Origin of the sequence: Luteolibacter yonseiensis, from assembly GCF_016595465.1 — a bacterium.
Classification (GTDB): Bacteria; Verrucomicrobiota; Verrucomicrobiia; order Verrucomicrobiales; family Akkermansiaceae; genus Luteolibacter; species Luteolibacter yonseiensis.
This window is the reverse complement of sequence record NZ_JAENIK010000004.1, coordinates 160,155-184,334: the sequence shown is the minus strand read 5'-3', so window position 1 is coordinate 184,334 and position 24,180 is coordinate 160,155. Positions and strand designations below refer to the sequence as shown.

Here is a 24,180-nt window from a genome sequence, read left to right as displayed (position 1 = left end):
AACCCTCTTATTTTCCATGTCTCTTCTCTTTGGTGCCAGCACGTGGCTGTGGACTTCGCCGTTCCGCTCGACGGATGTGGCGTTGCTGGAAAACATCGCCGCGCTTGGCTTCAAATCCGTGGAATTGCCAATCGAAGACCCGGCGCTGGTGGATGCGAAGGCTCTGCGCCCGGTGCTGGAGGATCTCGGCCTGGCGGTCCACGTCTGCGGAGCTTTCGGCCCCGGACGGGATCTTACCCATTCCGATGCCTCCGTGCGGGAATCGGCGAGGAGCTATATCTCCGCCTGCCTCGACATCGCTGCGGACCTTGGCGCGGGATTTCTCGCGGGACCCATGTATTCCGAAGTCGGCAAAGCCCGGCAGCTTTCCGAGGACGAGCGCAGGCGTGAATGGGATCTCGCGGTGTCCGAATTGAAAAAAGTTTCCGCCGACGCGGGCGGACGCGGTCTGTCGATCGCGCTGGAGCCGATCAACCGCTTCGAGACGGATCTGGTGAACACCACCGCCGATTCTCTGCGGATGATCCGCGACATCGACCACCCGGCCGCGAAGGTGATGATCGACACCTTCCACATGACCATCGAGGAGTCCGACATCGGTGCCGCGATCCGCGCGGCCGGCAAGGATCTCATCCATGTGCAGGTGAGCGAGAACCACCGCGGAGTGACAGGCACCGGCCTGACCCCCTGGACATCCTTCCGTGACGCCTTGCGCGACATCGGTTACAGTGGATCGGTCGTGATCGAGTCATTCACCCCGGACAACCGCGACCTTGCCGGAGCGGTGTGCATCTGGAAACGTTTCACTCCGACCCAGGACGAGTTCGCCTCCCGCGGGCTCGCATTCCTCCGGCAACTTTTCGCCTGATTCAAAACCCTAACTCGATTTAATATGTCAGATATCAACATCGCCATCGTCGGCCTCGGCTTCGGAGCCGAGTTCATCCCCATCTACCAGCGTCTCAAGGGCGTGAACATGTATGCCATCTGCCAGCGCACGCAGTCCAAGCTGGACGAGGTGGGCGACAAGTACGGCATCGGGAAGCGCTACGTTTCCTACGATGACCTGCTTGCGGACCCGGACGTGCACGCGGTGCACATCAATTCGCCGATCCCCGACCACGCGGAGCAATCCATCAAGGCGCTGAAGGCCGGGAAACACGTTGCCTGCACCGTGCCGATGGCCACCAGCGTGGAGGACTGCAAGAAGATCGTGGATCTGGTGAAGGAGACGGGACTCAAGTACATGATGATGGAAACGGTGCTTTACGCACGCGAGTTCCTTTTCATGAAGGAGCTCTACGACAATGGCGAACTGGGCAAAATCCAGTTCATCAAGGCCTCCCACCAGCAGGACATGGACGGCTGGCCGGGCTACTGGCCGGGTCTCCCGCCGATGTACTACGCCACCCATTGCGTCGGACCGGCGCTCGGCCTCACGCGGGATGAGGCGGAGTATGTCTCCTGCTTCGGCTCCGGCACCATCCGCGAGGAAATGCACTCGTGCTACGGCTCGCCGTTCGCCGTGCAGACCACGCACATCAAGTTCAAGAACAGCGACCTCTCGGCACAGGTTTACCGTTCGCTCTTCGACGTGGCGCGCCAGTACCGCGAGTCCATCGAGGTATACGGCGACAAGAAGTCCGTCGAGTGGCCGTTGGTCGAACACCAGCCGCTGGTGATCCACACCGCGAAACTGCCCGAGCCGGAAATCCCGTCCGAAGTCGAGACTCCGGATTTCGCGAAATATCTGCCGGAGGAGATCCAGCTCTTCACCAAGGGCGGCGTCTATGGCGGCGATACGGGCGAGGACCACCTCTCCTTCACTCAAGGCGCCGGCCACGGCGGCTCGCACCCCCACCTCGTGCATCAGTTCGTCAAAATGCTCCAGAGCGGCGAGGATTCCTATCCGAACGCCGTCGAGAGCGCGAACATCACCTGTACGGGCATCCTCGCCCATGAGTCCGCGCTCAACGGTGGCGAGCTCATCCGTCTGCCCGAGTGGACGCACCGCGGCTGATTTTCATTTTCCTGGGTAAATATGGTAAGAGCCGCATCCCTCCGGGGGTGCGGCTTTTTTTGAAAGCCTCCTACTCTCAAACCGTTGTAATTCGGGAAATGATTGCCTCGACATTTTTTTTCCGCCTCGCTTGACTTCGACATCCTGCGCCACATGAGCGTGGCATCGCCCCTCCTACAGACATGAAAAAATCCCTACTTTTCCGGCAGCTCCGGCTGTTGGCCCTTTTTGCCGGCGGCATTGGTAGTGCCGTCGCCGCTCCCTACGGTCCGGACGGACGTGAGACCAAGTGGACCCAGCCGGATGGCAAAGTCCTGCAACTGAAGGTGTTCGGTGACGAATACTATGGCCGCACCGAAACCTCCGACGGCTTTTCCGTCTATCTCAACCAAGCTGACAAGACCTATTATTACGCCGTTCTGGGAGCGGATAAAAAGTCGTTCGTGTCTTCCGGCACCCGCGCTGACGCTCCGGCTCCAGCGGGATTGGAAAAACATCTCGAACAGGCGGGGGAGGTGGTCGACTCGATCATCGGTGAAAACCACTCGAAATTCGAAGGAGACCGCGCGGACCGCTGGAACAAGCGCGTGGACGCCGTCCAGACTCTCCGCAGTGCCGCCAAGGGAGCCGGAATCAACAGGGCTGCGGTTGATGCCGCCGAGATCCTCGCCGCCCCCGTGAACGGGTCCAAAGTCGGTCTCACCATCCTGGTCCAGTTTCCGGACGACACGCGGACGACCCGCGTGGATCCGACGAATTTCCCTACGAACCGCGAAAAGATCGTCCGGTTCTGCAACAATGTGGGCTACACTGAAAACGGAAACACCGGTTCGGTTCGGGACTATTTCTCCGACCAATCCTTGGGAGCGCTCACTTATACCCAGTCCGTCACCCAGATCGTCACGCTGCCACACCCGCGTGACTACTACAATTATTCCGACTATCCCGCGAACCAGGAGCTCTACGAGGACATCGGCGCCTCCGCCACCGAGATCATCTCGGATGCGGTTGTGATCCTGAAGCAACAAGGATTTGATTTTTCGGGTCTCTCCTTGAACGGGGACCGGATTCTCGCGACCAACGTCTTTTTCGCCGGTGATGATTCCGGGGCCTGGTCGTTCGGTCTGTGGCCGCACCAATCCACGGTGAGGGGCGAAATCAACGTGGGCACCGAGGAGGCGCCACTTTACGTCGGAGACTACCAGATCACCAACCTCCCGGATACGGCACCGGTGATCGGCACCTTCTGTCACGAAAACGGACACCTGTTGCTCAACTATCCCGATCTCTACTCGAGCAAGCTGGTCCCGAACACAAACCGCACGGAACAGGGGGTCGGTGAACACTGCCTCATGGGATCGGCGAACCATCTCAACAACGGTAAAACTCCCGGTCCGATCAACGCCTACTTCAAGGAGCTGGTGGGCTGGGGGAACATCACCGACATGGCTTCGGATGATTTCCAGAAGGTGAAACTCCCGACCACCGGCAATGTCGCGCGCCGCATTCTCAATCCTGCGGACGCACGGGAGTCTTTCGTCATCGAAAACCGTGGAAACGGGGACAAGTGGGCCCAGTACGTTCCGGACAAAGGAATTGTCATCTGGCACATCGACGGGAAGGTTTCAGGCAACATGAGCGGGAACCCCCATTACCAGGTGGCCGTCATGCAGGCCGACGGCAGGCGGGACCTGGAGCGGGGCGTCAACCGTGGCGATGGTTCGGACCTCTTCGATTCTTCGGATCCGAACTTCAACGATACCACCACCCCGAACGCCAAATGGTGGGATAATTCGAATTCGTTCATCGGGGTCAAGGTCCGCTCGGCGCCGGGCAACACCATGATTGTGGATTTCGGAGCACTCAAGCCGAACACGGCCCGTGTCTTCAGTCCGAACGGAGGCGAGGTGCTTTTCCGTGGCTCGGTCTTCCCGGTGACCTGGGGGGCGAACATCACCGGAAACGTCAAGATCGAGCTCCTCAAGGCCGGCGCGCTCCATTCCGTGATCGCTGCCAACCGGGCGAACGATGGCAGCTTTGCCTGGACCGTTCCCACCACGCTGGTTCCCGCGACCGACTACAGCATCCGCGTCAGCAGTCTTACCAATACGGTGCCGGCCACGGACTCCAGCAATGGGAATTTCTCCGTAACCGCGGGAACCTTCCCTGCGGGGGGGGAGATGCCATACGGCTGGTCCAAACCGTCCGGTGTGCAGGCGGGATGGAGCGTGACGAAGAGCGAAGTTTACGAGGGCGCGCGCTGCCTCGCCACCAACAAGATGGGAGATGGTAAAACGGCGGGCATCGCCTATCGCTCCCATTTCAAAGCCGGCGTGGTAAGCTTCTACATCAAGGTCTCCTCCGAACTTGGCTACGACTACGCGCGTTTCTACATCGACGGTGAGGAGCAGCTGATCAACGATGAGCGGGGCATTTCCGGAAACGGCAAGTGGATCTATGTATCCTACCCCGTCACCGCCGGAACACATACCTTCAAGTGGACCTACCAGAAGGATGAGACCTATGGCGACATGCAGGACACGGTCTGGCTGGACGGTGTCACCATGCCCGCCACCACCCAGGAAATCGCGGTCACGAACCCTCTGGGAGAGGACATCGTCAGCGGTGCCTCCACCACGGTCTGTCCGAGCGTTGGCGTGCGCTACTCCGCCGCACCGGTGACATTCACCATCAGGAACGTCGGACAAGCCGATCTCACGGGCATCTCCGTCAAGACCATCGGTGCCAACAGCGGCGATTTCATCGTCCAGAAGTTGACCAAGACGGCGGTCTCCGCCGGACAAAACGCCACCTTCCAAGTGGTCTTCAAGCCTACGGCCGTCGGAGCGCGCACGGCGACCCTCCAGATCCGCAGCAGCGATGGTGATGAGGGGATCTTCTCCGTCGCTCTCAACGGCACGGGCTTGGAATCCTCGCGGATTGGTGTCTATCAGGCCTCCAAGGCGCTCACCGACAACGTGAGCATCGTCACCTTCGCGAAGACGGAGACGAAAAACAAAGGTCAGACGAAAACCATCGTGGTGAAGAACACCGGATCCGCCGTTTTGGACCGCCTTGCGATCTCCGTCAGCGGTCCGAAGTCCAAGGATTTCGTCGTGAGTCCGACTTCCCTTGCCCCGCTGGCGCCTGGTGCTTCCGCGTCCTTCAATGTCTCATTCAGGCCAACTGAGCCGAAAAAAGGCAAACAGCGTGACGCGGTGATCAACATCTCCAGCAACGATTACGCGACAGGCCAGTTCCAGGTCCTTCTCGCCGGCAACAGCGATCCGGTCAAAAAGGCGAAAGCCCAGGCTGCCACCACTCTGGCACAAGCGGCCTCACCTTCCGGAATCACCCGATTCTCCGTGGCGGATCCTGCCGGTGCTTCGGTGACCTTGAAGGCAACCGCCGGTGTGGAAGTCATTTCCGGGAAAAAATACCGTTCGCTCACCATCACGAAAAACGCGGGAGTGAGTGGCACGGTCGAGGTTTCATCCAACCTGCTGGATTGGTACAGTGGTAAAAAGCACACCACTGTCCTGATCGACAACGCGACAACCCTCAAGGTGCGTGACAACACTCCGTTCACCTCGGATTCCAAGCGCTACATCCGCCTGAGATAAGGCGGACGCTTTCCTGCTTCCCAAAGCCGTCCGGTATCATGCCGGGCGGCTTTTTTTGTAGCGGGAGCGAACCGCCTGTTGCCAACTTCGGGGGAAGCTGTTACCGCTTACTGCAATGGGTCGGAGCATGCCGCAACTTGAGTTTCGCTGGACTTCGTGGTTCCGCGTCCTGAAGACGCCGGACACTCCGCCGCCGAAGCCGGCACGCGAGGACGCCGGCCTGACCGCCTGGTGCGCGGAGTCCGCGAAGTCCCTCGCCCTCCACGAACTGGCGCGGAAAGTCCGCGTGACATGGAACCCGCGCATGCAGACCACCGCCGGCCGCGCCTGGTGGCCGGACCGTGCCATCGAACTCAATCCCAAGCTCCGGGAGTGCGAACCAGAGGAGCTCTGGCGCACGCTGAAGCATGAACTCGCCCACCTCGTCGCCTACGAACGCTGCGGACGCAGACGCATTGATCCCCACGGCATCGAATGGCAGCTCGCCTGTTCCGATCTGGGGATCCCTGGTGAGAAACCGTATCACACGCTTCCGTTCAAGCGGCGCCGGTTGAAGCGGAACCACGCCTACGTCTGTTCGAACTGCTTCGCGGTCATCCACCGGGTAAGACCGATCAAGAAGGCCGTGGCTTGTTACGACTGCTGCAGGAAATTCAACAACGGCGCGTATCACGACCGCTTCCGCCTCATCAAGAACAAGCTGCCGTAGTTCAGGTCCGGTCGGCCACGAACAACGTGTGGGTGAAGCGTTTCGCTTTCGGGTAGGCCTTGGCCGGGATGCACTCCACATTCCTGAACGCGCCTTGCAAGGACTTCGCGAAGGACTTGTCCGGATGCGCGGACCAGAAAATCACGCGCCCGCCCGGACGCAGCGCCTGCTTGATCCGCTCGATTCCGGGCTTCTGGTACAATCTCTCGTTCACATCCTGGACAAACGGGTCCGGCCCGTTGTCCACATCGAGCAAGATCGTGTCGTAGCGTTCGTTTCCGCAACCGTCGATCAGTTCGTAAACGTCCCGCACGTGGATTCTCACGCGTGGATCGTCCAGCAGCTGGCCATTCACCTCATGAAGGAATTCCCGATTCCACTCCACGATCACGGGCAGCAGTTCCGCCACATCCACCACGGCATCAGGCCCGGTCAGGGCGAGCACCCGTTTCAACGTGAAGCCGAATCCCAGGCCCCCGATCAGCACGCGGGCTTGCGCGGGGAGATTCGCACATGACAGTTCCGCCATCTGTTCCTCCGAGGAGGAGGCCGTGGTGCTCATCAGTTGCAGGCCTGCCACCTTGAGGAAATGATGCCCGTCGTGCTCGTGGAGCGTGATGCGTTCCCCATCGGGTGTCGTGCTGGTGGCGAGGGTGCGGGTGATTTTCATGGAACGGGTGCCCCAGTCTTCACGCAAATTCCGCTGGAGCAATCCATTCCCGTGCGTAGCTTTCCGAGGTTCCAGGTTTTCCACTCCAAATGAGACGATTGTTCACGATCATTGTCCTGCTCATGACCTTCGCGATGCTTGGAGCCGTCGTCTGGGTGGCGAATCATCTCGACACGATCAAACCTTCGCAGGGGCCTCGGAAACAATCCCCTGCTGAGACTTCCCCACCCGCTTCGAGTCCTGTTCCGGGGCGGTAACCCTTTCATTTTAAAACCTGATCCCTCATCGCATCATGAGGCTTGCGCGTTCGCTTATCCCGCGCCAACCTTTTTCACAATTATGAGCGAACGACGCGTCGTCATCACCGGCATCGGCTGTATTTCCCCACTTGGCAACGACCTGAGCACCACTTGGGACGGCCTCAAAGAGGGGCGCAGCGGCATCTCCACCATCACCCAGATCGATCCTACCCCGTTCGACTGCAAAATCGCTGGTGAAATCAAGAATTTCAATGCCGACCAGTACTTCAACGTACCCAAGGACGCCCGTCGCGCGGACCGCTATGTGCAATTCGCCGTGGCCGCTTCGAAAATGGCGATGGAGGATTCCGGCATCGATGTCTCGAAAATCGACCCGCGCCGCTTCGGCTGCATGGTCGGCAGCGGCATCGGCGGACTTTCCACGCTGGAGCGCGAGCACACGACTTTCATGGAAAAAGGACCGAAGCGCGTTTCGCCCTTCACCATTCCGATGATGATCTCGAACATCGCCAGCGGCATCGTTTCCATGGAGTTCGGCCTTCTCGGTCCGAACATGGTCATCGTCACCGCCTGCGCCACCTCCAACCATAATATCGGGGAAGCATGGCGGATCATCAAGTTCGGCGATGCGGATGCGTTCGTCTGCGGTGGTGCCGAAGCCGCCGTCCTGCCGATGGGCCTTTCCGGATTCGCAAGCATGAAGGCGCTCAGCACCCGCAACGACGAGCCTGAGAAGGCTTCCCGTCCGTTCGACAAGGGCCGCGACGGCTTTGTCATGGGCGAGGGCGCGGGTGTCGTCGTCATCGAGGAACTCGAACACGCCCTCAAGCGGGGGGCGAAGATCTACGCCGAACTCATCGGCTATGGTGTGAGCGCGGACGCCTACCACCTCAGCGCGCCATCGCCCGATGGCAGCGGCCCTGCCTACGCCATCGCGATGGCGCTCAAGCATGGGAAGAAGAATCCCGAGGACGTGCAGTATCTCAACGCCCACGCCACCTCCACCGGCCTCGGTGATGTGGCGGAGACGAAAGCCATCAAGGTTGCCTTCGGAGACTACGCGAAAAACGGCCTCATGGTCAGTTCCACCAAGTCCATGACCGGCCACATGCTGGGCGCGGCGGGCGGTATCGAGCTCATCGCCAGCGTCATGGCCATCAAGGACGGTGTCATTCCTCCGACCATCAACGTTGAAGAGCAGGATCCCGAGTGCGATCTGGACGTCGTCCCGAACGTCGCCCGCGAGGTGCCGGTGAAGGTGGCGCTCTCCAACAGCTTCGGCTTCGGAGGTCACAACGCCTCCGTGCTCGTCAGCAAATACGAGTGACCCGGACCATGGAAAATCCGATCCATCGGCAGGCGGGCGTCATCGCGTTCGCAGATACGGACGCCAGCGGATGGATGCATTTTCCAAACGTCTTCAAATACGTCGAAGCCGCCGAGCACGCGTGCCTGCGCTCGCGCGGCGTGCTCGTCTTCGATCGAGCGGAAGGCGGCTGGCCAAGGGTGAAAGTCGGTTGCGAATACAAGCGTCCGTTTCTCGCGGGAGATCCGTATGAGGTGCTGCTGGAGATTTCCAACATCGGCGCGTCCTCCATCACTTGGGAATTCCAGGTGCTTAATGCCGCCGGTGAAACCGCGGCGTTCGGCAGCATGACGAATGTCCGCGTGAATCACGTCGGCAGGCCTGTCCTGATCACCGGCGAGGAACGCTCCAGACTGGAGCGCGGGATTCATTCCGCCGCGCGAAGCGCCGATGGCGCGGAATAGCCGCACAGCAATACCATTTCCATGGAACCTTCTTCCGAAATCTCCGGCCGCATCATCCTCGTTCCGACCCCCATCGGGAATCTGTCCGACATCACCCTGCGCGCCCTTGAGATCCTCCGCGGTGCCGACCGCATCGCCTGCGAGGACACACGCCATTCCGGCCAGTTGCTCGCGCACCACGGCATCCCCGGGAAGCCCCTCGTTTCACTCCACGAACACAACGAAGCCCGCCGTGCGCCGGATCTCATCGCAGCCGCCAGAGCCGGTGAAACCATCGCCGTCATCAGCGACGCGGGCATGCCCGGCATCTCGGATCCCGGTTACCGGCTGGTGCAGGCGTGCATCGAGAGCGGCACGCCCTTCGAAGTTCTGCCAGGTCCATCCGCCGTCATCACCGCGCTCATCGGCTCGGGCTTTCCGTGCCATGCCTTCCGCTTCGGTGGATTTCTCTCTGTGAAATCCGGCAAGCGCCGCAGCGCCCTTTCCTCCGCGCTTGATTCCGGGGAAACCGGCATCTTTTTCGAGTCTCCCCACCGGATCGTTTCCACCCTGGAGATTCTGACGGAGATCAACCCGGCGGCGAAAACCTGTGTCGCCCGAGAGCTGACCAAAAAATTCGAGACGTACCATCGTGGCACCGCCGCGGAAGTGCTGGCGCATTTCCAGAGCCATGCGCCGAAAGGGGAGATCGTCCTGCTGGTTCACGCTCCGGAGTGATCGATACAGAGCCCGGAATCATTCCGCGGGAATTCTTCATCAGGGGGGAGCGAATGATATAGTTAAAAAATTAACGTTCGACGTTGACTTGTGTCTGGAAACGTTAATTTATTAACGCATGTCCGACCCCACCGAACTCAGCCGGCGAGAGCGCCAGATCATGGATGTGGTTTTCGCCCAGGGCGATGCCACGGTAAATCAGATCGCGGCCGCGCTGCCGGATCCGCCGACGGCGATGGCCGTCAGAAGGATGATGCACATTCTGGAAGAGAAGGGATTTCTCAAGCGCCGCCAGGAAGGACGCGAGGTGGTTTACAGCCCGAAGCAGTCGAAACAAAAGGCCGGGAAAAACGCGTTGCGGCACGTGCTCGACACCTTTTTCGGCGGTGCTTTGGACGAGGCGCTTGCCGCGCATCTCGGCAGCGGCGAGACATTGTCCGCGGACCAGCTTTCGCGGATCAACCAACTGATCGAGCAAGCCAGGAAGGAGGGCAGATAGCCATGAACATCCGGATGATCCTGGTGGGTTCCGGGCTGGCGGGCTGGACCGTGGCGACGTTGCTGGATGGCGCCGCGAAGGCGGGCGTTCTGCTGGCGGTGGCTGCGCTGGTGGTGCTTTGCATGCGTCGTGCGACGGCGGCGAACCGGCATCTGGTATGGTTGTGTGCGCTGACCGGCGCGCTGCTGGTGCCCTTCGGCTTCAAGATCCTCCCGACCTGGCGGGTCCTGCCGTCGTGGATGCGTTGGGAAGAAGCGCCGCAGTTGTTTTACGCCACGGGCCCGGTTGCGACGGGATGGTCGAAACTGGCGGAGACTCCTGCCGCCGATGCCGGGGCGTCGGAAAGGCACGACAGCATCACTCCGGTGAAATATGTCGTTCCGGTTGCCGGCAAGATCCCGGTCTCCAAGCCTGACATCATCCGCATCCGGGCGAAATGGCTCATCGGTGGATGGGCGGTGGCGGGATCCATCCTGTTGATGCCATTGTTCGCGAGCGCTGTCGCACTGCGCCGGAGGAAATCGCGTGCGGAACGCCTGACTTCCGGGTCGCTGGTGGAAGCTTTGGAACTCGTGAAATCCGAGTTGGGAATGCGGCGGAAAATCGTGCTGCTGGTGGGGGGACCGGATGCGATGCCGATGGTCTGGGGCATTTTCCGGAGCCATCTGTTATTGCCGCAGGGCGCGGAGAGCTGGTCGTCACAACGCCTGCGGCCGATCCTGCTGCACGAGGTTTCCCACCTTCGGCGCAACGATCCGCTCGCGCTTCTGTTAGGCCATCTGGCGCTGGCGGTCCATTGGTTCAATCCGCTCGCCTGGTGGGCGGTCCGGCAGCTCCGGATCGAACAGGAGAACGCCTGCGACGACGTGGTGCTGACCCATGGCGTGCGATCCAGCGACTATGCGATGGAGATGTTGGCGGCGGCGAATTCTTTCCGGGCAAGTGGCTTGGATCGTTTCGCGGCCCTGACCATGGCACGTCCGGCGGGGATGGAGTCGCGCATCGCTGGAATTCTGGATGCGTCGAAAAACCGCCGGGCCATCACGCGCGGACTGGTCCTGTGTGTGACGGGTATCGCATTGCTCGCGGCGTTCCCGCTCGCCATCCTGCACGCGTCGGAAGCGCGGGGGACCGGCAGGGGAAGGATCCTGGATAGGAATGGAATCGTACTGGCGGAGAGCCCTGAAGACGGGGTGAGAAGCTATCCCTGCCACGAGAGCGCGGCGCATCTGCTGGGTTACATCGCGAAAGACAAGGAGAGTGGCAAATACGTGGGGCTCACCGGAGTGGAGAAGATTTCCGACAGGCTCTTGAGCGATGGCAGGGACGTCTCGCTCGCGCTGGACATGGGAATCCAGCAAGCGGTGGAGAATGCCATGAAGGACGCCGGAGTCGCCAATGGCGCCGCGGTGGTTCTTGATTGTGAAAATGGCGATGTCCTGGCGAGTCTCTCGCTTCCTGCCTATGATCCGGGTGTTTTCATCCCGGAGCTGTCTCAGGAGAATTTTACAGCGCTTTGTAAAAGTTCAAATTTTCCGATGAGCAACCGGGTCGTGACCGCATCGACTCCGGGCTCGGTTTTCAAATTGGTCGCGGCACTCGCGGCCTGCCGCACGGGGCAGACGAACGAGGTCTTGGAATGCACCGGTTCGGAAAAAATTGGAAATGTTGAGCTGAAATGCTGGATAGCGAAACAGCACAGCGATGTGCACGGTTGGCTCGATCTGCATGGGGGTGTCATCCATTCCTGCAATTGTTACTTCATGCAGCTCGCTGAAAAATTAGGGATCGAAAAAATCACCGAAAGCGCGGGTCTGCTGGGACTGGGCCAGATATCGGGCAGCGGCTATTCCAATGAAAATGCCGGACTTTTTCCAGGCCCTCCGGCCGAGAAAAAAACATTTCCCAAGGATAAATGGACGCGCCACGACACCGCGATGACCACTGTCGGGCAGGGTTACTCATCCGCGACTCCCTTGCAGCTCGCGGTGATCGCGGCGGCGGTGGCGAATGGAGAGAAAGTCTGGGTTCCCCGTCTGATCCTGGATGGGCCGCCCCGGTATCGCACGGATCTGCAGGAGCAGGGATGGAAGGCCGCGGAGATCGGGAAAGTCCGCTCGGCCCTGCGTGACAACGTCAATGTTGATGGTGCGGTGGCGCAAGTGGCGAGAAGCGCGAAGGTGGAAATCGCCGGATTTTCAGGAACCGCGCAGATCAGGAAAAGGGGGCAAGCCTCCAGCAACGCGTGGTTCGTCAGTTATGCTCCGGCGGAGGATCCTAAATATGCCATCGCCGTCATGGTGGAAGGCGGGGTGTCCGGGGCGGCCGTCAGCGGTCCCATCGCCCGCCAGATTTTTGAAACGATCTGTGTGGATGAATGGGAAAAGTGATTTCAAACAGGCTTCACTTTCAACCCCGCGGCTTTTGCGAGAGAGACCTGGCGTTTGTCAAAGCTGAGAAACTCGGATGTTCCTAAAACAACCGCTGCGGCGACGTGCATGATGTCCATTGAACGAGTGCCGAGTTTTTCACTGTAGGCGGTACTGAGTCTTTCAGCTTCGATCATTGTTTCTGACAGGTTTGGCGAAGCGTGTTCGAGTATGCCCCCGGCAAGATCCGTTAGAAGTAGATTCAGGGATGCATTCCTCTGTAAGGCGCTGATTTCTTTTCGGAAGACGCGGAGTCGCAGGGCATTGCGTAGTTCCAACTGATGCAGCCAGGTGTAGGCAAGCGGAGTGGTCTGCCGCTGCATGATTCTCTCAGCTTTATCCGTCAGAGCGTCGGCGGAGTATAGTGAGCAGAGAAATCCGGTGTCCGCATAGGTTTTCATCGGTCACCGCGGTCTTCGGAAATGAGGTCGGTGCCGGTGACCGTGAGCAAAGCGTCTCCGTAGATCTCCTTCAACCGCCCTCGGAAGTTAGGGCGTTCGATCGGAGATTTGGCAGGGATCGGAGAAATCACGGCGACCGGCACATTCCGGCGACGGATTTCCACGCTCTCACCATTGGCCACCATGGCCATCACCGCCGTGGTGTCGTGCTTCAATTCACGGATGCTTGTCGTCTTCATGGTGACACATTGAAGTGATACATGGGCGGTGTCAAGCCAGCGTGATCGCCACCGGACAGTGGTCCGAGCCGGTGATGTGCGGCAGGATCTCCGCATCCTTGACCCGTGACATGAACGGTTCCGAGACGCCGAAGTAGTCGATCCTCCAGCCCACGTTGCGCTGGCGCGCGCCGCCCCGGAACGACCACCAGGAGTAGGCGTCCTTCTTGTCCGGGTAGAAGTGGCGGAAGCTGTCGGTGAAGCCCGCGCCCAGAAGCTCGGTAAAGCTGGCGCGTTCCTCGTCGGAAAACCCGGCCGAAAAACGGTTTTCCTTGGGGCGCGCGATGTCGATTTCCTGATGGGCGACGTTGAGGTCTCCGCAGAAGATGACTGGCTTGGTCTTGGCGAGTTCGGCGCAATGGCGGCGGAAGACGGCGTCCCAGGTGAGGCGGTAGGGAAGGCGGCGGAGGCCGTCCTGCGAGTTCGGCGTGTAAACATTCACCAGATGGAAGTCCGGATATTCGAGCGTGAGCACGCGGCCTTCCATATCGTGCTCATCCACGCCGAGGCCCACACGGACGTCCAGCGGTTGCTCGCGGGTGAAGATGGCGGTGCCGGAGTAGCCGGGCTTCTTCGCGGAATCCCAGTAGCCGTGGAAGCCGTCGAGCTCGGAAGGCAGGGTGACCTGCTCGGGCCGGGCCTTGGTTTCCTGGAGGCAGAGGATGTCCGGCTTCTCCGAGGTCACGAAATCACCGAAGCCTTTGCCAAGCGTGGCGCGGATGCCGTTTACGTTCCAGGAAATGAGTTTCATCGGCGGATACTTTCCACATCAGACCAGCAACATGCAATCCCCGTAGCTGAAAAACCGGTAACGCTCGGCGACGGCCTGGCGGTAGGCTTCCATGACGAGTTCCTGCCCGGCGAAGGCGCTGACGAGCATGATGAGCGTGCTCTGCGGCAGGTGGAAATTCGTGAGCAGAGCGCCGACCACGCCGAACTGGTAGGGCGGATGGATGAAGATGTCCGTCTCTCCTCGTTTTTCCGAGAGCGGTCTGCCGAGGGATTCCAGCACCCGGGTGACGGTGGTGCCTACGGCGACCACGCGAGCGGCGGCGTTCACCTTTTCCGCAGTCTCGGCGCTGACGACGTAGCGCTCCGAGTGCATGACGTGATCGGCGATGTTGTCCACGCTCACCGGACGGAAGGTGCCGACGCCGACGTGGAGCGTGAGAAAGGTGTGGTGGATCTTTTCCAACAGCTCCGGGGTGAAATGCAGGCCGGCGGTGGGGGCGGCGATGGCTCCTTCCTCGCGGGCGAAGACTGTCTGATAGCGGTCGCGATCCGAGAGTTCGTCCTCGCGGCCCATGTAGTGGGGGAGGGCGAGGTGGCCGTGCTGGTCCAGATCCACGAGAGCGTCCCAGTGGATGAGTCGGTCGCCATTTTCAAAGACTTCGGTGACGGTGCCGGTGATGCCGCCGACGGTCACGCTGCGGCCGAGCTTCATGCGTTTTCCCGGACGCACGAGGCAGCGCCAATCGAGCGGGGTGAGGCGGTCCAGGCAGAGTAGCTCGGTTTTTCCATCGTCGGAAAACACACGGGCGGGGATAACCTTGGTGTCATTCAGGACGAGCAGGTCGTCGGGCCGCAGGTATTCCGGAAAATCCCGGAACATCCGGTGCTCGATGATACCGCTGTTCTTGTGCACCACCATCATGCGGGAGGCGGAACGCTCGGCGAGCGGCCGTGCGGCGATGAGTTCCTCCGGCAGGTGGTAGTCGAAATCCTTGGTGAGCAGCGGCATCGCGGCCATGCGTAGCTTCCATTCGCGCCCGCCGCAAGTGCCGGGTCGCTTCAGATCGTTGTCGTTCGGGACAGAGTCCGCCAGTAAGGGAGCTGTAAGTTCAAACACCGGGCCTCTCGATGTCCGATGTTCCGGCCCGTTCTACCCTTTTCCGATCGGGCAAAGATTCTATCTGCTTCCAAGCTTTGGAAATCAACGACAGGACAAGCATGAGGGAGCAGATTCCGACCGCATATGGATAGATTTTCGAAAATGCCGATTCTCCATTGCCAATGATCTTCGGCAGGATCGTGTTGAGGAGCAAGCTTGCGATGAATGTTCCAAAACCTATGGCAAGGGGGTAGATCCAAAAACGGGATGAATTGTATCCCTTTTTCTTCGCTGCCGCAGAAAATCCGAATGCCGAGATTATTGAGATAATAAGAATGATCATAGGTTTTGATCGGGCATTGAAGCGTGGCTTGATTGAAAATCGCCGTCCAGAGCGAACCCCTGTTTTATCTCAGGGTGGAGAACGAAGGGGCGCTTCCATGCAGATTGGAAACAAAACAACGGGCCATTGGCATGATTGCCAATGGCCCGCGTATCAAGAATTTGCCGGACGGTCGCTTACTTCGCGAACTTCGCGTCCTTCGGATTTCCGCCGGAGAGGATGTAGGCGAAGAGGTCGAGGAGTTCGTCCTTGTTGAGCGGGGTGAGCAGGCCGGGTGGCATCATGGAGGTGTTGAAAGGCGAACGTGTCTTGATCTGCGCCTCATCCACCACGGTGAGGGCGTCCGGGGCGAGGGCGCTGGCCATGACGAAGAGCTTGCCGTTCTCCTGGACCACCACGCGGCCGACGACGGTGGTGCCGTCCTTGAGGTCGAGCTGCTCGCTGGGGTATTGGTCGCTGATGACCTTGGACGGCTCGATGATGTTTTCCGCGAGGTCCTTGACGGTGTAGCGGTTGCCGGAGCCGGTGAGATCGGGACCGCTGTTGCCGCCGTCACCGCCGAAGTGGTGGCAGTTGATGCAGAGCTGGGCGGAGAACATCGCCTTGCCCTGCTCGAAGTTCCGGCCCTTGAGTCCTTCTTTGGCGAGGGCGTCGATCTCATCCACGGTGTAGTCCTTGCCCGGACCCTTCGGCATGACGAGGTTGGACGGTGGGGCAGGCGGGGCGGCTTTCGAAAGCGTGTCCAAGGCGGCGCGTTCCGTTTCATCCGTCACGCAGTTGGTGAGAGCCATCGTGCGGATGTTGTTGAGGAAGCCCTTGAAGCTGTTGCCACCGCTCCACTTGGAGGTGCGGGGGAACCAGCCGAAGAAGGTTTTCCTCAGTTCCGGTGTCCAGCCGACCTTGGCCTCGCGGAGGGCGTTCGCATAGGAGATGGCCTGGCGGTTCGGGTGGCTGCCGTGCATGCCCTCGACAGCGGTGGCGTAGCCGTCGTTGCGGGAAAGCACGGCATCGCTGGCGATGGTGATGTCCGCGTCCTTCGCGGTGTCCAGCAGGGGCACGGTCTTCGCGACAATGCTGCGGGAGTCGAGGAAGACGAGGAGATCCACCAGATCCCGGTTGATGTGCGGGTCCGCATCCGGAAACAAAGGGTCGAGACGTTCGACGATTTTCGCGCAGACGTCCGGCGCGGGCTTGCCCATGCGGGTGAAGACGAGCTGCCAGGCGCGGAGGTAAGGAAGTTTGAGCTCTTGAGGAAGTTTCGCGAAATCAAGGCGGCCGAGTGAGACGAAGATCTTCGGCTGGAGGGATTTGTCTCCGACGCGGGCGAGTGCGATCAAGGCCTCGATGGACGCCTGGGGATTGGTTTCCGCGAGCGCCTTGTCGGCCCATTTCTGCGCCGGCTGGCGTTCGATCGCCTCACGGGCGGCGAAGCGGATGAAGCGGTCCTTGTGTGAGAGGTAGGGCCAGGCCTTGCCGATGGAATCTCCACCGGCCTTTTCCTCATGCAGGGTTTCGATCTGACGGCGGAGTTTCGCTTCGGCGGTCGGTTCCACTTTGGGAGCCGGGGCGGTGCTGTCCTTGCCGGTGTAGGTGACTTTATAGAGCGCGGACTGGCTCTTGCGTCCGCCGGTGGTGAAATACATCGATCCATCCGTGCGGCTGATGATCGCATCGGTGAACGGCATGGGCTTGCCTGCGACGAATTCCTCCTTCGTGGCCTTGAAGGTGGCTCCATCCGGAACGAGGTGGATGGCCCACATGGTGCCGTAGGTCCAGTCCAAGGCATACAAGGCGCGTTGGTATTTCGCGGGGAATTTCGCGCCTGTGCCGAAGACGGTGCCGGTCGGGGACCCCGGGCCGATGTCGAGCACCTCGGGCAGCGAGTCCGCGTAGTGGCTCGGCCAGCGGCCGGATCCGGAACGCCAGCCATAGTCGCCGGCGCTGACGATGTGGTTGATGCGGGTGGGCATATACCAGGGGGATCCCAGGTCCCACTCCATGTCGGAGTCATAGGTGAAAAGCTCTCCGTTCGCGTCGAAGGCGATGTCGTATTGGTTGCGGAAGCCGCCGGCGAAGAGTTCGACATGTTTGCCGTCCGGGTCGGTTTTGCAAACATAGCCACCCGGGGCCAGGATGCCGCGGGCGTGGCCGTTCGCATCCCACATGCGTGGCGTGAGATGGTCCTCGCCGATCGCGACAGGGCGGGAATAGTCGAGTTTTTCCGGGAGCTTCGTGTGGTTGCCGTTGACGAAATAAATCGATTTGCCATCCGGCCCGAGGACGATGCCGTGGGTGCCGTGCTCGCCGCCGCCGTCGCACTTGCGGATGAGCTCGGCCTTGTTGAACTCGTCGTCGCGGTTCGTGTCGGTCAGACGCCAGAGGCCGGTGTCCTCGGTTTCATTGTCCATCACGTAAAGGCTGTCGAAGGCATAGAGCAGGCCGTGCGCTCCGCCGAGGGGTTTGCCGCTGGGGCCGTTCGGCAGTTTCAGCGGTTCGACCTTGGGCGGCTCGTCCTTGCCCGCGGGAGGGAGCGTGACGCGGTAGAGTGTGCCGTATTGATCACTGGTGATGAGGCGGCCCTTGTTGTCCTCGGTGATGGCGACCCACGAACCCTGCTCGCTCTTCGGCACGGTGTAGATGAGTTTCACCTCGAAGCCCGGTGCGACGACCATGTCGGAAATTTCCCCGGTTGCGCCGCTTGAGGCACCTTTCAAAGCCTCGCCCCATGGCGAGGCTCCGTATTTGGCGATCGCGGTGGCGGGCTTGGTATCCTTGCCTCCGGTTTCGGAGGCGGTCCAATCCGCACCGGTCTCAACGAGGGTTTCCTTGCCGTCGGCGGTGGTGATCTTGAGAACCGCCACCAGTCCGGCGGTGGCGCCTTCGTTGGTCGCATCGATCTTCAGTTCGTTCTGGCCGGACTTGAGCAGCTTGGCGACATTCGCGGTGGTCGCGCTGTTCCAGTCGGCGTTTTCCGCAACCTTCGTTCCGTTGAGATAGGCCACCGCGCCATTGTCACAGGTGAAGTCGAGCCGCGCGGACTTGATGTTTCCGGAGACGGTGAAGGTCTTGGTGAAAGTGGCCTTTTCCCCGTCTTTCGCGGAGGAACCGGTCCAGATCCACTGAGGTGCGGCGTGGAGGGTTTGGAATGGAAATGCAAGACCGAACGAACAGGCCAGACCGGCGTAGAACAGGGTGCGATTCACGGAAATTTGGGGTGCGGTGGATGAGGATGGTCAGATGAAACTGCCACGAACTACGCAGGCAATATGATGCCTGTTTTCAGAATCAAAGCGTATCTGGATTTTTGGCAGGATCGAGGAATTTCAACGGAGGACGACCTACGTGAAATACGAGGATGGGGGGATGCCTTCGCGAACAGGAGGCTACTTCCTCAATCGACGCTTCGATGTGGAGGCGTGCTTCCTGCTCTCCGCGATGAGATAGGAGGGCTCCTCCTTGATCGCGTTTTTGAAATCCTCGTAGTTCGCCGCCGTGCGGATGGGGTCGTTTGTGAGCGTGCGGCGGATTTTTCCGAGCACCGGAGGATCCGCCCCCCAGACGCGGACGAGCGTGCGCTTCGCGATTCCTTCCCCGCGTTCGGTGGCCATGAGCAGACGGATGCCGGATTTTTCCAAATCCCAAGGCGCGGTGGGGGGAGAGGGGATCCAACCGGATTTCAGGAGACGTTTGAGGAAATGCTCACGATCGTGGCCTTCGGGCGAGTCGATTGAAAATTCATCGCTGTGGCCGGGTGAGGCGGACCGGTAAGGCCGTCTGCCGTGGATGAACAGCGTGCCGTTTCTCGCCCATGCCCGCAACCTCGGCTGGAGGAACGAGACGGCACGGAGGGCGAGACGGGAGAGGGGGGTGTCGAATTCTTTCGCAAGCCCGCGCAATGGGAGCATGCGGTTGATGATGCCTTGGTAGCCCGCCTCACCCATCGGACCGAAGTAGATGATGGAACCTGATTGGACCCGGACAGGACCGCCGCCATAGACGAAGCCCTGCCATTTCGCACCGCCACGCCGGGAGAAACGCGAAGGATGCTTGGCCAGCAGCAGGCGTTCGGCATGGCCGTAGCCGAGCTGCTGACGGAGGAAGGTGCGCAGCGAGGGCCGCCGCCAGTGCCAGACGAAGGCTCCCGGTGCGAAGCCGAGGCGGAAACCGGCGTCACGCAGGCGCCAGCAGAAATCCACGTCATCACCGGCGGTGTGGAACCGTGGGTCGAATCCACCGGTTTTTTCGAAGGCGGCACGCGTGACGGCGATGTTGCAGCCCGGCAGGTGCTCGGCTTCCTCGTCATCCAGCATGACGTGGCTCGGGGCTCCCGGTGCGGCGCAGACGACAGCCTCCTCCCAAGTGCGTGGGGGCGGCGGGAGGTTCGGGCCTCCGGCAGCGGCGTATCGCCCGGTTTGGAAAATGGTATCGAGGCGGGCGAGCCATTCCCGGTCGGGTTCACAATCGTCATCGGTGAAGGCGAAAATCTCACCATTCGCGGCGGCGGCACCGGCGTTGCGCGCGGCGCTGAGTCCACCGGGCGGGAGGCGTAGGAGCCTCACCCAGGGATGGTTTTTTTCAACAAAGCCGGCGGTGCCGTCGGTGGAACCGTCGTCCACGACGAGGGTTTCAAATGTAGGATAGGACTCGTAAGACTGTTGAATCGCTTCCAGGCACGCACCGATGCGTTCCCTGCCATTGCGGGTGCAGACGATGATGCTGAAAAATTTGGGTTGGGAGGCGGAGGGTTTGCAATCGGTGGGAAAGACCGCCATTGCGGGCTTCGGATTTCCGTCGCGGTCCGTCAGCCCGAAATCCCATTCGAGCACTTCGGCCCCGGCGTTCCACCAACGGTCGCTCCATGCGTAGACCGTCATTCCCGCCGTCTCGTGGTCGAGTGCCGCCTGAGTGGCCCAGCGCAGGGTTTCCGCCTGGCGGTCCAGCCCGTTGCGGGATGAATCGAGGCCGAACTCGGAAATGACCAGAGGCCTGTCCCCCGCGATGTGGTGCAACCGTTTCAGGTAATTGCGGAAGGCATCCTCGTTTTCAAGATAGACGTTGAAGGCGGTGAAGTCCGCGTTTTCCGGCTCCAGATACTCGGTGCTGGGGTAGTTCGCATAAGCGAACAAGAGATGCGGCGCCACCTCCCGTCCCGAGTCGATGAGCCGCTCGATGGACTCCCTCACCTTCAGGGGACGCATCCAGCGTGCGAGGTCGGAGGGGATTTCGTTTCCCACATAGATCCCCGCCAGCGCCGGATGCCCGCCGCTTTCCTTCAAAAACCGGACTAGATCGACCACCGCGCTGCCGAAAATTTCCGGGTTGCCGAGGAAATCCGCGCTCTGACGCCATTTCAATCCGCCGAACACTTTCAGTCCATGCCTGGCAGCGGCATCGAGCAGGCTCCCGGTCGGCAATTCGTATAGCCGGATCGCATTGAATCCGACCCCGGCCATTTTGGTGAAATCCGCGGAGAATGACTCCGGCCAACCACCGGGAAACGGTCCGTAGGTCACGGCATTCATCCGCACACGCCGGCCGCCGGCACGGAAAAATTTCCCGTCCGTCTGCCATCGGTCGCCATGTTCCGGCCCAGTCACGCCGCGACCCTAGGCGGCGGATCGGGGATTCCCAAACCCAAATTCCTGTCACGAACGGCATTTCTCGGGGGAGGAGAGCCCGCTGATTCTCCATCCCCCCGCACGGGGGGTTGCGAACCACGATCGAGGGCCTTACTAGTCCAACTCCGCAAATCAGACGGACCTATTTCCCAGAATTTCATGAAACTCCCTATATCACTCGCCAAAAACCTCCGGACCCGCTCCGCGTTGCTCATTTTCAACAGCCTGCTCTGCATGTCGCTTCCCGCACTGGCCGAATGGCAGGCCGTCAAAGGTGGCATGATGACGAAGTGGGGCAGCGAATTGAAAGCTGACAAGGTCTGGCAGGAATATCCCCGTCCCCAGATGGTGCGGGGGGATTGGACGAACCTCAACGGCCTCTGGGACTATGCCGTGACCTCCAAGGACCAGCAGACCGCCGCGAATTGGAACGGGCAGATCCTTGTTCCCTTCTGTCCCGAATCCAGCCTGTCCGGCGTCGGACGCCTCATCGAACCGACGGAAGCCCTCTGGTACAAGCGTCCGCTCCCCGCGCCGAAGGAAGGGAAGCGCACCCTGCTCAATTTCGAGGCGGTGGATCACACCACCACGGTGTGGGTGAACGGTCAGCGCATCGGCAGCCACACCGGCGGATTCACACCGTTTTCCTTCGATATCACCCCGGCGCTCAAGGCTGAGGGAAATGAGCTGCTCATCCGGGTGGACGACGCGACCGAAGGATACCAACTCCACGGCAAGCAGAAGCTCAAAAACGAAGGGATCTGGTATACCCGGGTGACGGGCATCTGGCAGACCGTGTGGTTGGAAAATGTCGCGGAACGGTTCATCCGGGATCTCGACTACACCACCGACATCAAGACCGGCACGGTGAAGGTGGACGCCAAGCTCTCCGGCAAAGCCCTTGAGGGTGAGAAAATCCGCGTGACCGCCAGCTTCGGCGGGAAGGAAATCACCAGCGGCAGCGGCACCATCACCCTGCCCGAGCCGAAGCTCTGGTCGCCCGACTCGCCGAATCTCTATGATCTGAAGGTCGAACTCCTCGGTGCGGATGGCAAGGTGGTGGATGAGGTGAAATCCTATGTCGCCCTGCGCGAATTTGGAAAAAACCAGGATGCCGCCGGAAACTGGCGCTTCACGCTCAACGGGAAATCCATTTTCCATTGGGGCCCTCTCGACCAGGGTTGGTGGCCGGACGGCCTGCTGACCCCGCCATCCGAGGCGGCCATGATCTCCGACATCGACTACCTCAAGGCCGCCGGGTTCAACATGATCCGCAAGCACATCAAGATCGAGCCACGCAGCTACTACGCCCATTGCGACAAGGTCGGCATGCTCATGTGGCAGGACCAGGTCAGCCAGGGCTACGGCCCGGAGACCAAGCCGGAGGGTTCCAATCCGCAATGGACCCGCATGGCGGAAAACCCGAAGGACGGTGTCTGGCCGGACGAGGCACACGAACAATACGTGACCGAATACAAGCGCATGGTGGATCACCTGCGCGACGTTCCCTGCATCGCGGTCTGGTCGCCATTCAACGAAGCATGGGGCCAGCACCGCACCATGGAAGTCGGTAAAATGGCCACCGAATACGACAAGACCCGCCATATCAACATCGCCAGCGGTGGTAATTTCTGGCCGATCGGGGACATCGCGGACGAACACCGCTACCCGGATCCCGGGTTCCCGTTCGAGGACAAGCGCTTCAACAACTACGTCAAGGTCGTCGGCGAATTCGGCGGACACGGCATGCCGATCGAGGGGCATCTCTGGAACAAGAACAGTCCGAACTGGGGTTACGGCGGCCTGCCGAAGGACCTGGCCGAGTGGAAGGAGCGCTACACCCGTTCCATTGAAGTGCTTGGCAGCCTCCGCAAGCGCGGGGTCTGCGCCGGTGTTTACACCCAGACCACCGACGTAGAGGTCGAGATCAACGGCCTGCTCACCTATGACCGTGTCGAGAAGGTGGATGCCGCATGGCTCAAGCCGATCTCGGACAAGCTGCTCTCCACTCCGGACGTCGTGATCCAGTCCCCCGTCATCCCCACCTCTGAAAAGGAACCGCAGGCGGCGCGCTTCACCACCGGCAAGCCTGCCGAGGGTTGGGAGAAGCCTGATTTCGACGACTCCGCGTGGAAAGAGGGCAAAGGCGGCTTCGGCACCCGGGAAACTCCGGGAACCCAGGTGGGCACCGAGTGGAACAGCGAGGATATCTGGCTCCGCCGCAGTGTGGAGGTGACCGCCGCCATCAAGGGGCAGGCCGTGCTGCGCGTTTTCCATGACGAGGAGGCGACCGTCTTCCTGAATGGGGAGAAAATCGCGGATCTCAAGGGGCACACGACCGGTTACGCGGATGTGCCGCTGTCCAAGCCCGGGCTTCTGAAATCCGGCCGCAACGTCATCGCCATCCACTGCCACCAGACCAAGGGTGGACAGTACATCGATGCGGGAATTTACGACGAGACCGCCCGTTGACCCGTCCGGCGGTTCCGAAGCCCGTGAAGAGTGCCATGCTTTTCACGGGCTTTTTGTTGTTGGTGTGGGTCCCCGGCCCGTTTTCTGTTGAAAAAACCTCCATTTTCGCGCTGGCAAACTTCTCGCCGATGGCATTAGCGTGCGGACGTGTTTCAGATAGTTTTCAACGAGATCAGCGCGGCGGAGCTTTCCAAACTCGATACGCTTGAGCAGCTTGAACTGCTTGAGGAGTTCAAGGTTGGGAAGGAGGATCTGGACAATCTGAACGGCGAGCGCTTTGGGAAAATCGATCGCGACGGTCGCGTGCTCTATCGTTTCAGGGCCGAGGACTACCGTTTTTATTTCGAGGTGAAGGACGGCTCGGTGATCGTCCACCGCGTGCTGCACAAGGGGACGTTTTCGGATTTCAAGTTCCGCTCGAACCTGCCGTTCGCCGAAGACGAGGCGCTGGCGAACTCGAAGCATTTCTGGAAGCTCATCGACGAAGGCCGCAACGCGAGGCGTTTGTAGGCGTTCGCGGGAGGATCCCCCGGCACGCCG

20 protein-coding genes are annotated in these 24,180 nt (G+C 60.6%); 12 read left to right on the top strand and 8 right to left on the bottom strand.

Annotated elements, in window-relative coordinates:
* Window positions 1-16: 16 nt before the first annotated feature.
* The 4 genes from JIN84_RS02540 to JIN84_RS02525 all read left to right on the top strand — a co-directional run bounded on the left by JIN84_RS02540 (window position 17) and on the right by JIN84_RS02525 (window position 6,352).
* Window positions 17-868: a sugar phosphate isomerase/epimerase family protein gene (locus tag JIN84_RS02540; protein ID WP_200349436.1), complete on the top strand. Its 852-nt coding sequence runs from the start codon at window positions 17-19 to the stop codon at window positions 866-868.
* A 24-nt stretch (window positions 869-892) separates the two neighbouring features.
* The gene (locus tag JIN84_RS02535) at window positions 893-2,020 is read left to right on the top strand and encodes a Gfo/Idh/MocA family protein (protein ID WP_200349435.1); all 1,128 of its coding nucleotides are present in this window, start codon (window positions 893-895) and stop codon (window positions 2,018-2,020) included.
* A 182-nt stretch (window positions 2,021-2,202) separates the two neighbouring features.
* A complete protein-coding gene (locus JIN84_RS02530) occupies window positions 2,203-5,643 on the top strand; it encodes a M6 family metalloprotease domain-containing protein (protein ID WP_200349434.1) in 3,441 nt (1,146 codons plus the stop codon).
* 127 nt (window positions 5,644-5,770) lie between these two features.
* Window positions 5,771-6,352: a SprT family zinc-dependent metalloprotease gene (locus JIN84_RS02525; RefSeq protein ID WP_200349433.1), complete on the top strand. Its 582-nt coding sequence runs from the start codon at window positions 5,771-5,773 to the stop codon at window positions 6,350-6,352.
* Between the two features lies 1 nt (window position 6,353).
* On the opposite strand, the gene JIN84_RS02520 is transcribed toward JIN84_RS02525, so the two are convergent.
* Complete coding sequence (locus JIN84_RS02520; protein WP_234043151.1) at window positions 6,354-7,022, bottom strand: spermine/spermidine synthase domain-containing protein; 669 nt, start codon at window positions 7,020-7,022, stop codon at window positions 6,354-6,356.
* An 89-nt stretch (window positions 7,023-7,111) separates the two neighbouring features.
* Between JIN84_RS02520 and JIN84_RS02515 the strand changes: the two genes are divergently transcribed.
* The 6 genes from JIN84_RS02515 (at window position 7,112) to JIN84_RS02490 (ending at window position 12,658) form a co-directional block, all read left to right on the top strand.
* Window positions 7,112-7,279, top strand: a complete 168-nt coding sequence (locus JIN84_RS02515) for a hypothetical protein (protein ID WP_200349432.1) — start codon at window positions 7,112-7,114, stop codon at window positions 7,277-7,279.
* An 82-nt stretch (window positions 7,280-7,361) separates the two neighbouring features.
* Complete coding sequence (gene fabF / locus JIN84_RS02510; protein ID WP_200349431.1) at window positions 7,362-8,609, top strand: beta-ketoacyl-ACP synthase II; 1,248 nt, start codon at window positions 7,362-7,364, stop codon at window positions 8,607-8,609.
* Window positions 8,610-8,617: 8 nt separating this feature from the next.
* Window positions 8,618-9,052 (top strand): acyl-CoA thioesterase, encoded by a 435-nt coding sequence (locus tag JIN84_RS02505; RefSeq protein ID WP_200349430.1) that lies wholly within the window; start codon window positions 8,618-8,620, stop codon window positions 9,050-9,052.
* Between the two features lie 21 nt (window positions 9,053-9,073).
* A complete protein-coding gene (rsmI, locus tag JIN84_RS02500; protein ID WP_200349429.1) occupies window positions 9,074-9,769 on the top strand; it encodes a 16S rRNA (cytidine(1402)-2'-O)-methyltransferase in 696 nt (231 codons plus the stop codon).
* A 118-nt stretch (window positions 9,770-9,887) separates the two neighbouring features.
* Window positions 9,888-10,268: a BlaI/MecI/CopY family transcriptional regulator gene (locus tag JIN84_RS02495; RefSeq protein ID WP_200349428.1), complete on the top strand. Its 381-nt coding sequence runs from the start codon at window positions 9,888-9,890 to the stop codon at window positions 10,266-10,268.
* A gap of 2 nt (window positions 10,269-10,270) precedes the next feature.
* Window positions 10,271-12,658, top strand: coding sequence for a penicillin-binding transpeptidase domain-containing protein (locus JIN84_RS02490; RefSeq protein ID WP_200349427.1), 2,388 nt, complete (start codon window positions 10,271-10,273; stop codon window positions 12,656-12,658).
* A gap of 2 nt (window positions 12,659-12,660) precedes the next feature.
* On the opposite strand, the gene JIN84_RS02485 is transcribed toward JIN84_RS02490, so the two are convergent.
* From JIN84_RS02485 to JIN84_RS02455, 7 genes are all read right to left on the bottom strand, one after another.
* Complete coding sequence (locus tag JIN84_RS02485; protein WP_200349426.1) at window positions 12,661-13,098, bottom strand: type II toxin-antitoxin system VapC family toxin; 438 nt, start codon at window positions 13,096-13,098, stop codon at window positions 12,661-12,663.
* Window positions 13,095-13,337: a type II toxin-antitoxin system Phd/YefM family antitoxin gene (locus JIN84_RS02480; protein ID WP_200349425.1), complete on the bottom strand. Its 243-nt coding sequence runs from the start codon at window positions 13,335-13,337 to the stop codon at window positions 13,095-13,097. Before JIN84_RS02480 ends, JIN84_RS02485 begins: the two co-directional genes overlap by 4 nt.
* 31 nt (window positions 13,338-13,368) lie before the next feature.
* Window positions 13,369-14,127, bottom strand: a complete 759-nt coding sequence (locus JIN84_RS02475; protein WP_200349424.1) for an exodeoxyribonuclease III — start codon at window positions 14,125-14,127, stop codon at window positions 13,369-13,371.
* A gap of 18 nt (window positions 14,128-14,145) precedes the next feature.
* Complete coding sequence (gene queA / locus JIN84_RS02470) at window positions 14,146-15,111, bottom strand: tRNA preQ1(34) S-adenosylmethionine ribosyltransferase-isomerase QueA (protein WP_345715829.1); 966 nt, start codon at window positions 15,109-15,111, stop codon at window positions 14,146-14,148.
* A 106-nt stretch (window positions 15,112-15,217) separates the two neighbouring features.
* Window positions 15,218-15,550, bottom strand: coding sequence for a hypothetical protein (locus JIN84_RS02465; RefSeq protein ID WP_200349423.1), 333 nt, complete (start codon window positions 15,548-15,550; stop codon window positions 15,218-15,220).
* A gap of 176 nt (window positions 15,551-15,726) precedes the next feature.
* Window positions 15,727-18,753 (bottom strand): c-type cytochrome, encoded by a 3,027-nt coding sequence (locus JIN84_RS02460; protein WP_325099549.1) that lies wholly within the window; start codon window positions 18,751-18,753, stop codon window positions 15,727-15,729.
* Between the two features lie 180 nt (window positions 18,754-18,933).
* Window positions 18,934-21,063, bottom strand: coding sequence for a glycosyltransferase (locus JIN84_RS02455; RefSeq protein ID WP_325099548.1), 2,130 nt, complete (start codon window positions 21,061-21,063; stop codon window positions 18,934-18,936).
* A 264-nt stretch (window positions 21,064-21,327) separates the two neighbouring features.
* On the opposite strand from JIN84_RS02455, the gene JIN84_RS02450 reads away from it, so the two are divergent.
* Both JIN84_RS02450 and JIN84_RS02445 read left to right on the top strand, forming a co-directional pair.
* Window positions 21,328-23,640, top strand: coding sequence for a glycoside hydrolase family 2 protein (locus JIN84_RS02450; RefSeq protein ID WP_200349421.1), 2,313 nt, complete (start codon window positions 21,328-21,330; stop codon window positions 23,638-23,640).
* 147 nt (window positions 23,641-23,787) lie between these two features.
* On the top strand, window positions 23,788-24,150 hold the full coding sequence (locus JIN84_RS02445) for a hypothetical protein (protein ID WP_200349420.1): 363 nt from the start codon (window positions 23,788-23,790) through the stop codon (window positions 24,148-24,150).
* Window positions 24,151-24,180 lie beyond the last annotated feature (30 nt).

What these genes read in the sequence shown, in the direction of transcription:
- JIN84_RS02540 (WP_200349436.1), top strand. Translation starts at nt 17, where the DNA reads ATGTCTCTTCTCTTTGGTGCCAGCACGTGGCTGTGGACTTCGCCGTTC.
- JIN84_RS02535 (WP_200349435.1), top strand. Translation starts at nt 893, where the DNA reads ATGTCAGATATCAACATCGCCATCGTCGGCCTCGGCTTCGGAGCCGAG.
- JIN84_RS02530 (WP_200349434.1), top strand. Translation starts at nt 2,203, where the DNA reads ATGAAAAAATCCCTACTTTTCCGGCAGCTCCGGCTGTTGGCCCTTTTT.
- JIN84_RS02525 (WP_200349433.1), top strand. Translation starts at nt 5,771, where the DNA reads ATGCCGCAACTTGAGTTTCGCTGGACTTCGTGGTTCCGCGTCCTGAAG.
- JIN84_RS02520 (WP_234043151.1), bottom strand. Translation starts at nt 7,022, where the DNA reads ATGAAAATCACCCGCACCCTCGCCACCAGCACGACACCCGATGGGGAA.
- JIN84_RS02515 (WP_200349432.1), top strand. Translation starts at nt 7,112, where the DNA reads ATGAGACGATTGTTCACGATCATTGTCCTGCTCATGACCTTCGCGATG.
- fabF (WP_200349431.1), top strand. Translation starts at nt 7,362, where the DNA reads ATGAGCGAACGACGCGTCGTCATCACCGGCATCGGCTGTATTTCCCCA.
- JIN84_RS02505 (WP_200349430.1), top strand. Translation starts at nt 8,618, where the DNA reads ATGGAAAATCCGATCCATCGGCAGGCGGGCGTCATCGCGTTCGCAGAT.
- rsmI (WP_200349429.1), top strand. Translation starts at nt 9,074, where the DNA reads ATGGAACCTTCTTCCGAAATCTCCGGCCGCATCATCCTCGTTCCGACC.
- JIN84_RS02495 (WP_200349428.1), top strand. Translation starts at nt 9,888, where the DNA reads ATGTCCGACCCCACCGAACTCAGCCGGCGAGAGCGCCAGATCATGGAT.
- JIN84_RS02490 (WP_200349427.1), top strand. Translation starts at nt 10,271, where the DNA reads ATGAACATCCGGATGATCCTGGTGGGTTCCGGGCTGGCGGGCTGGACC.
- JIN84_RS02485 (WP_200349426.1), bottom strand. Translation starts at nt 13,098, where the DNA reads ATGAAAACCTATGCGGACACCGGATTTCTCTGCTCACTATACTCCGCC.
- JIN84_RS02480 (WP_200349425.1), bottom strand. Translation starts at nt 13,337, where the DNA reads ATGAAGACGACAAGCATCCGTGAATTGAAGCACGACACCACGGCGGTG.
- JIN84_RS02475 (WP_200349424.1), bottom strand. Translation starts at nt 14,127, where the DNA reads ATGAAACTCATTTCCTGGAACGTAAACGGCATCCGCGCCACGCTTGGC.
- JIN84_RS02465 (WP_200349423.1), bottom strand. Translation starts at nt 15,550, where the DNA reads ATGATCATTCTTATTATCTCAATAATCTCGGCATTCGGATTTTCTGCG.
- JIN84_RS02450 (WP_200349421.1), top strand. Translation starts at nt 21,328, where the DNA reads ATGAAACTCCCTATATCACTCGCCAAAAACCTCCGGACCCGCTCCGCG.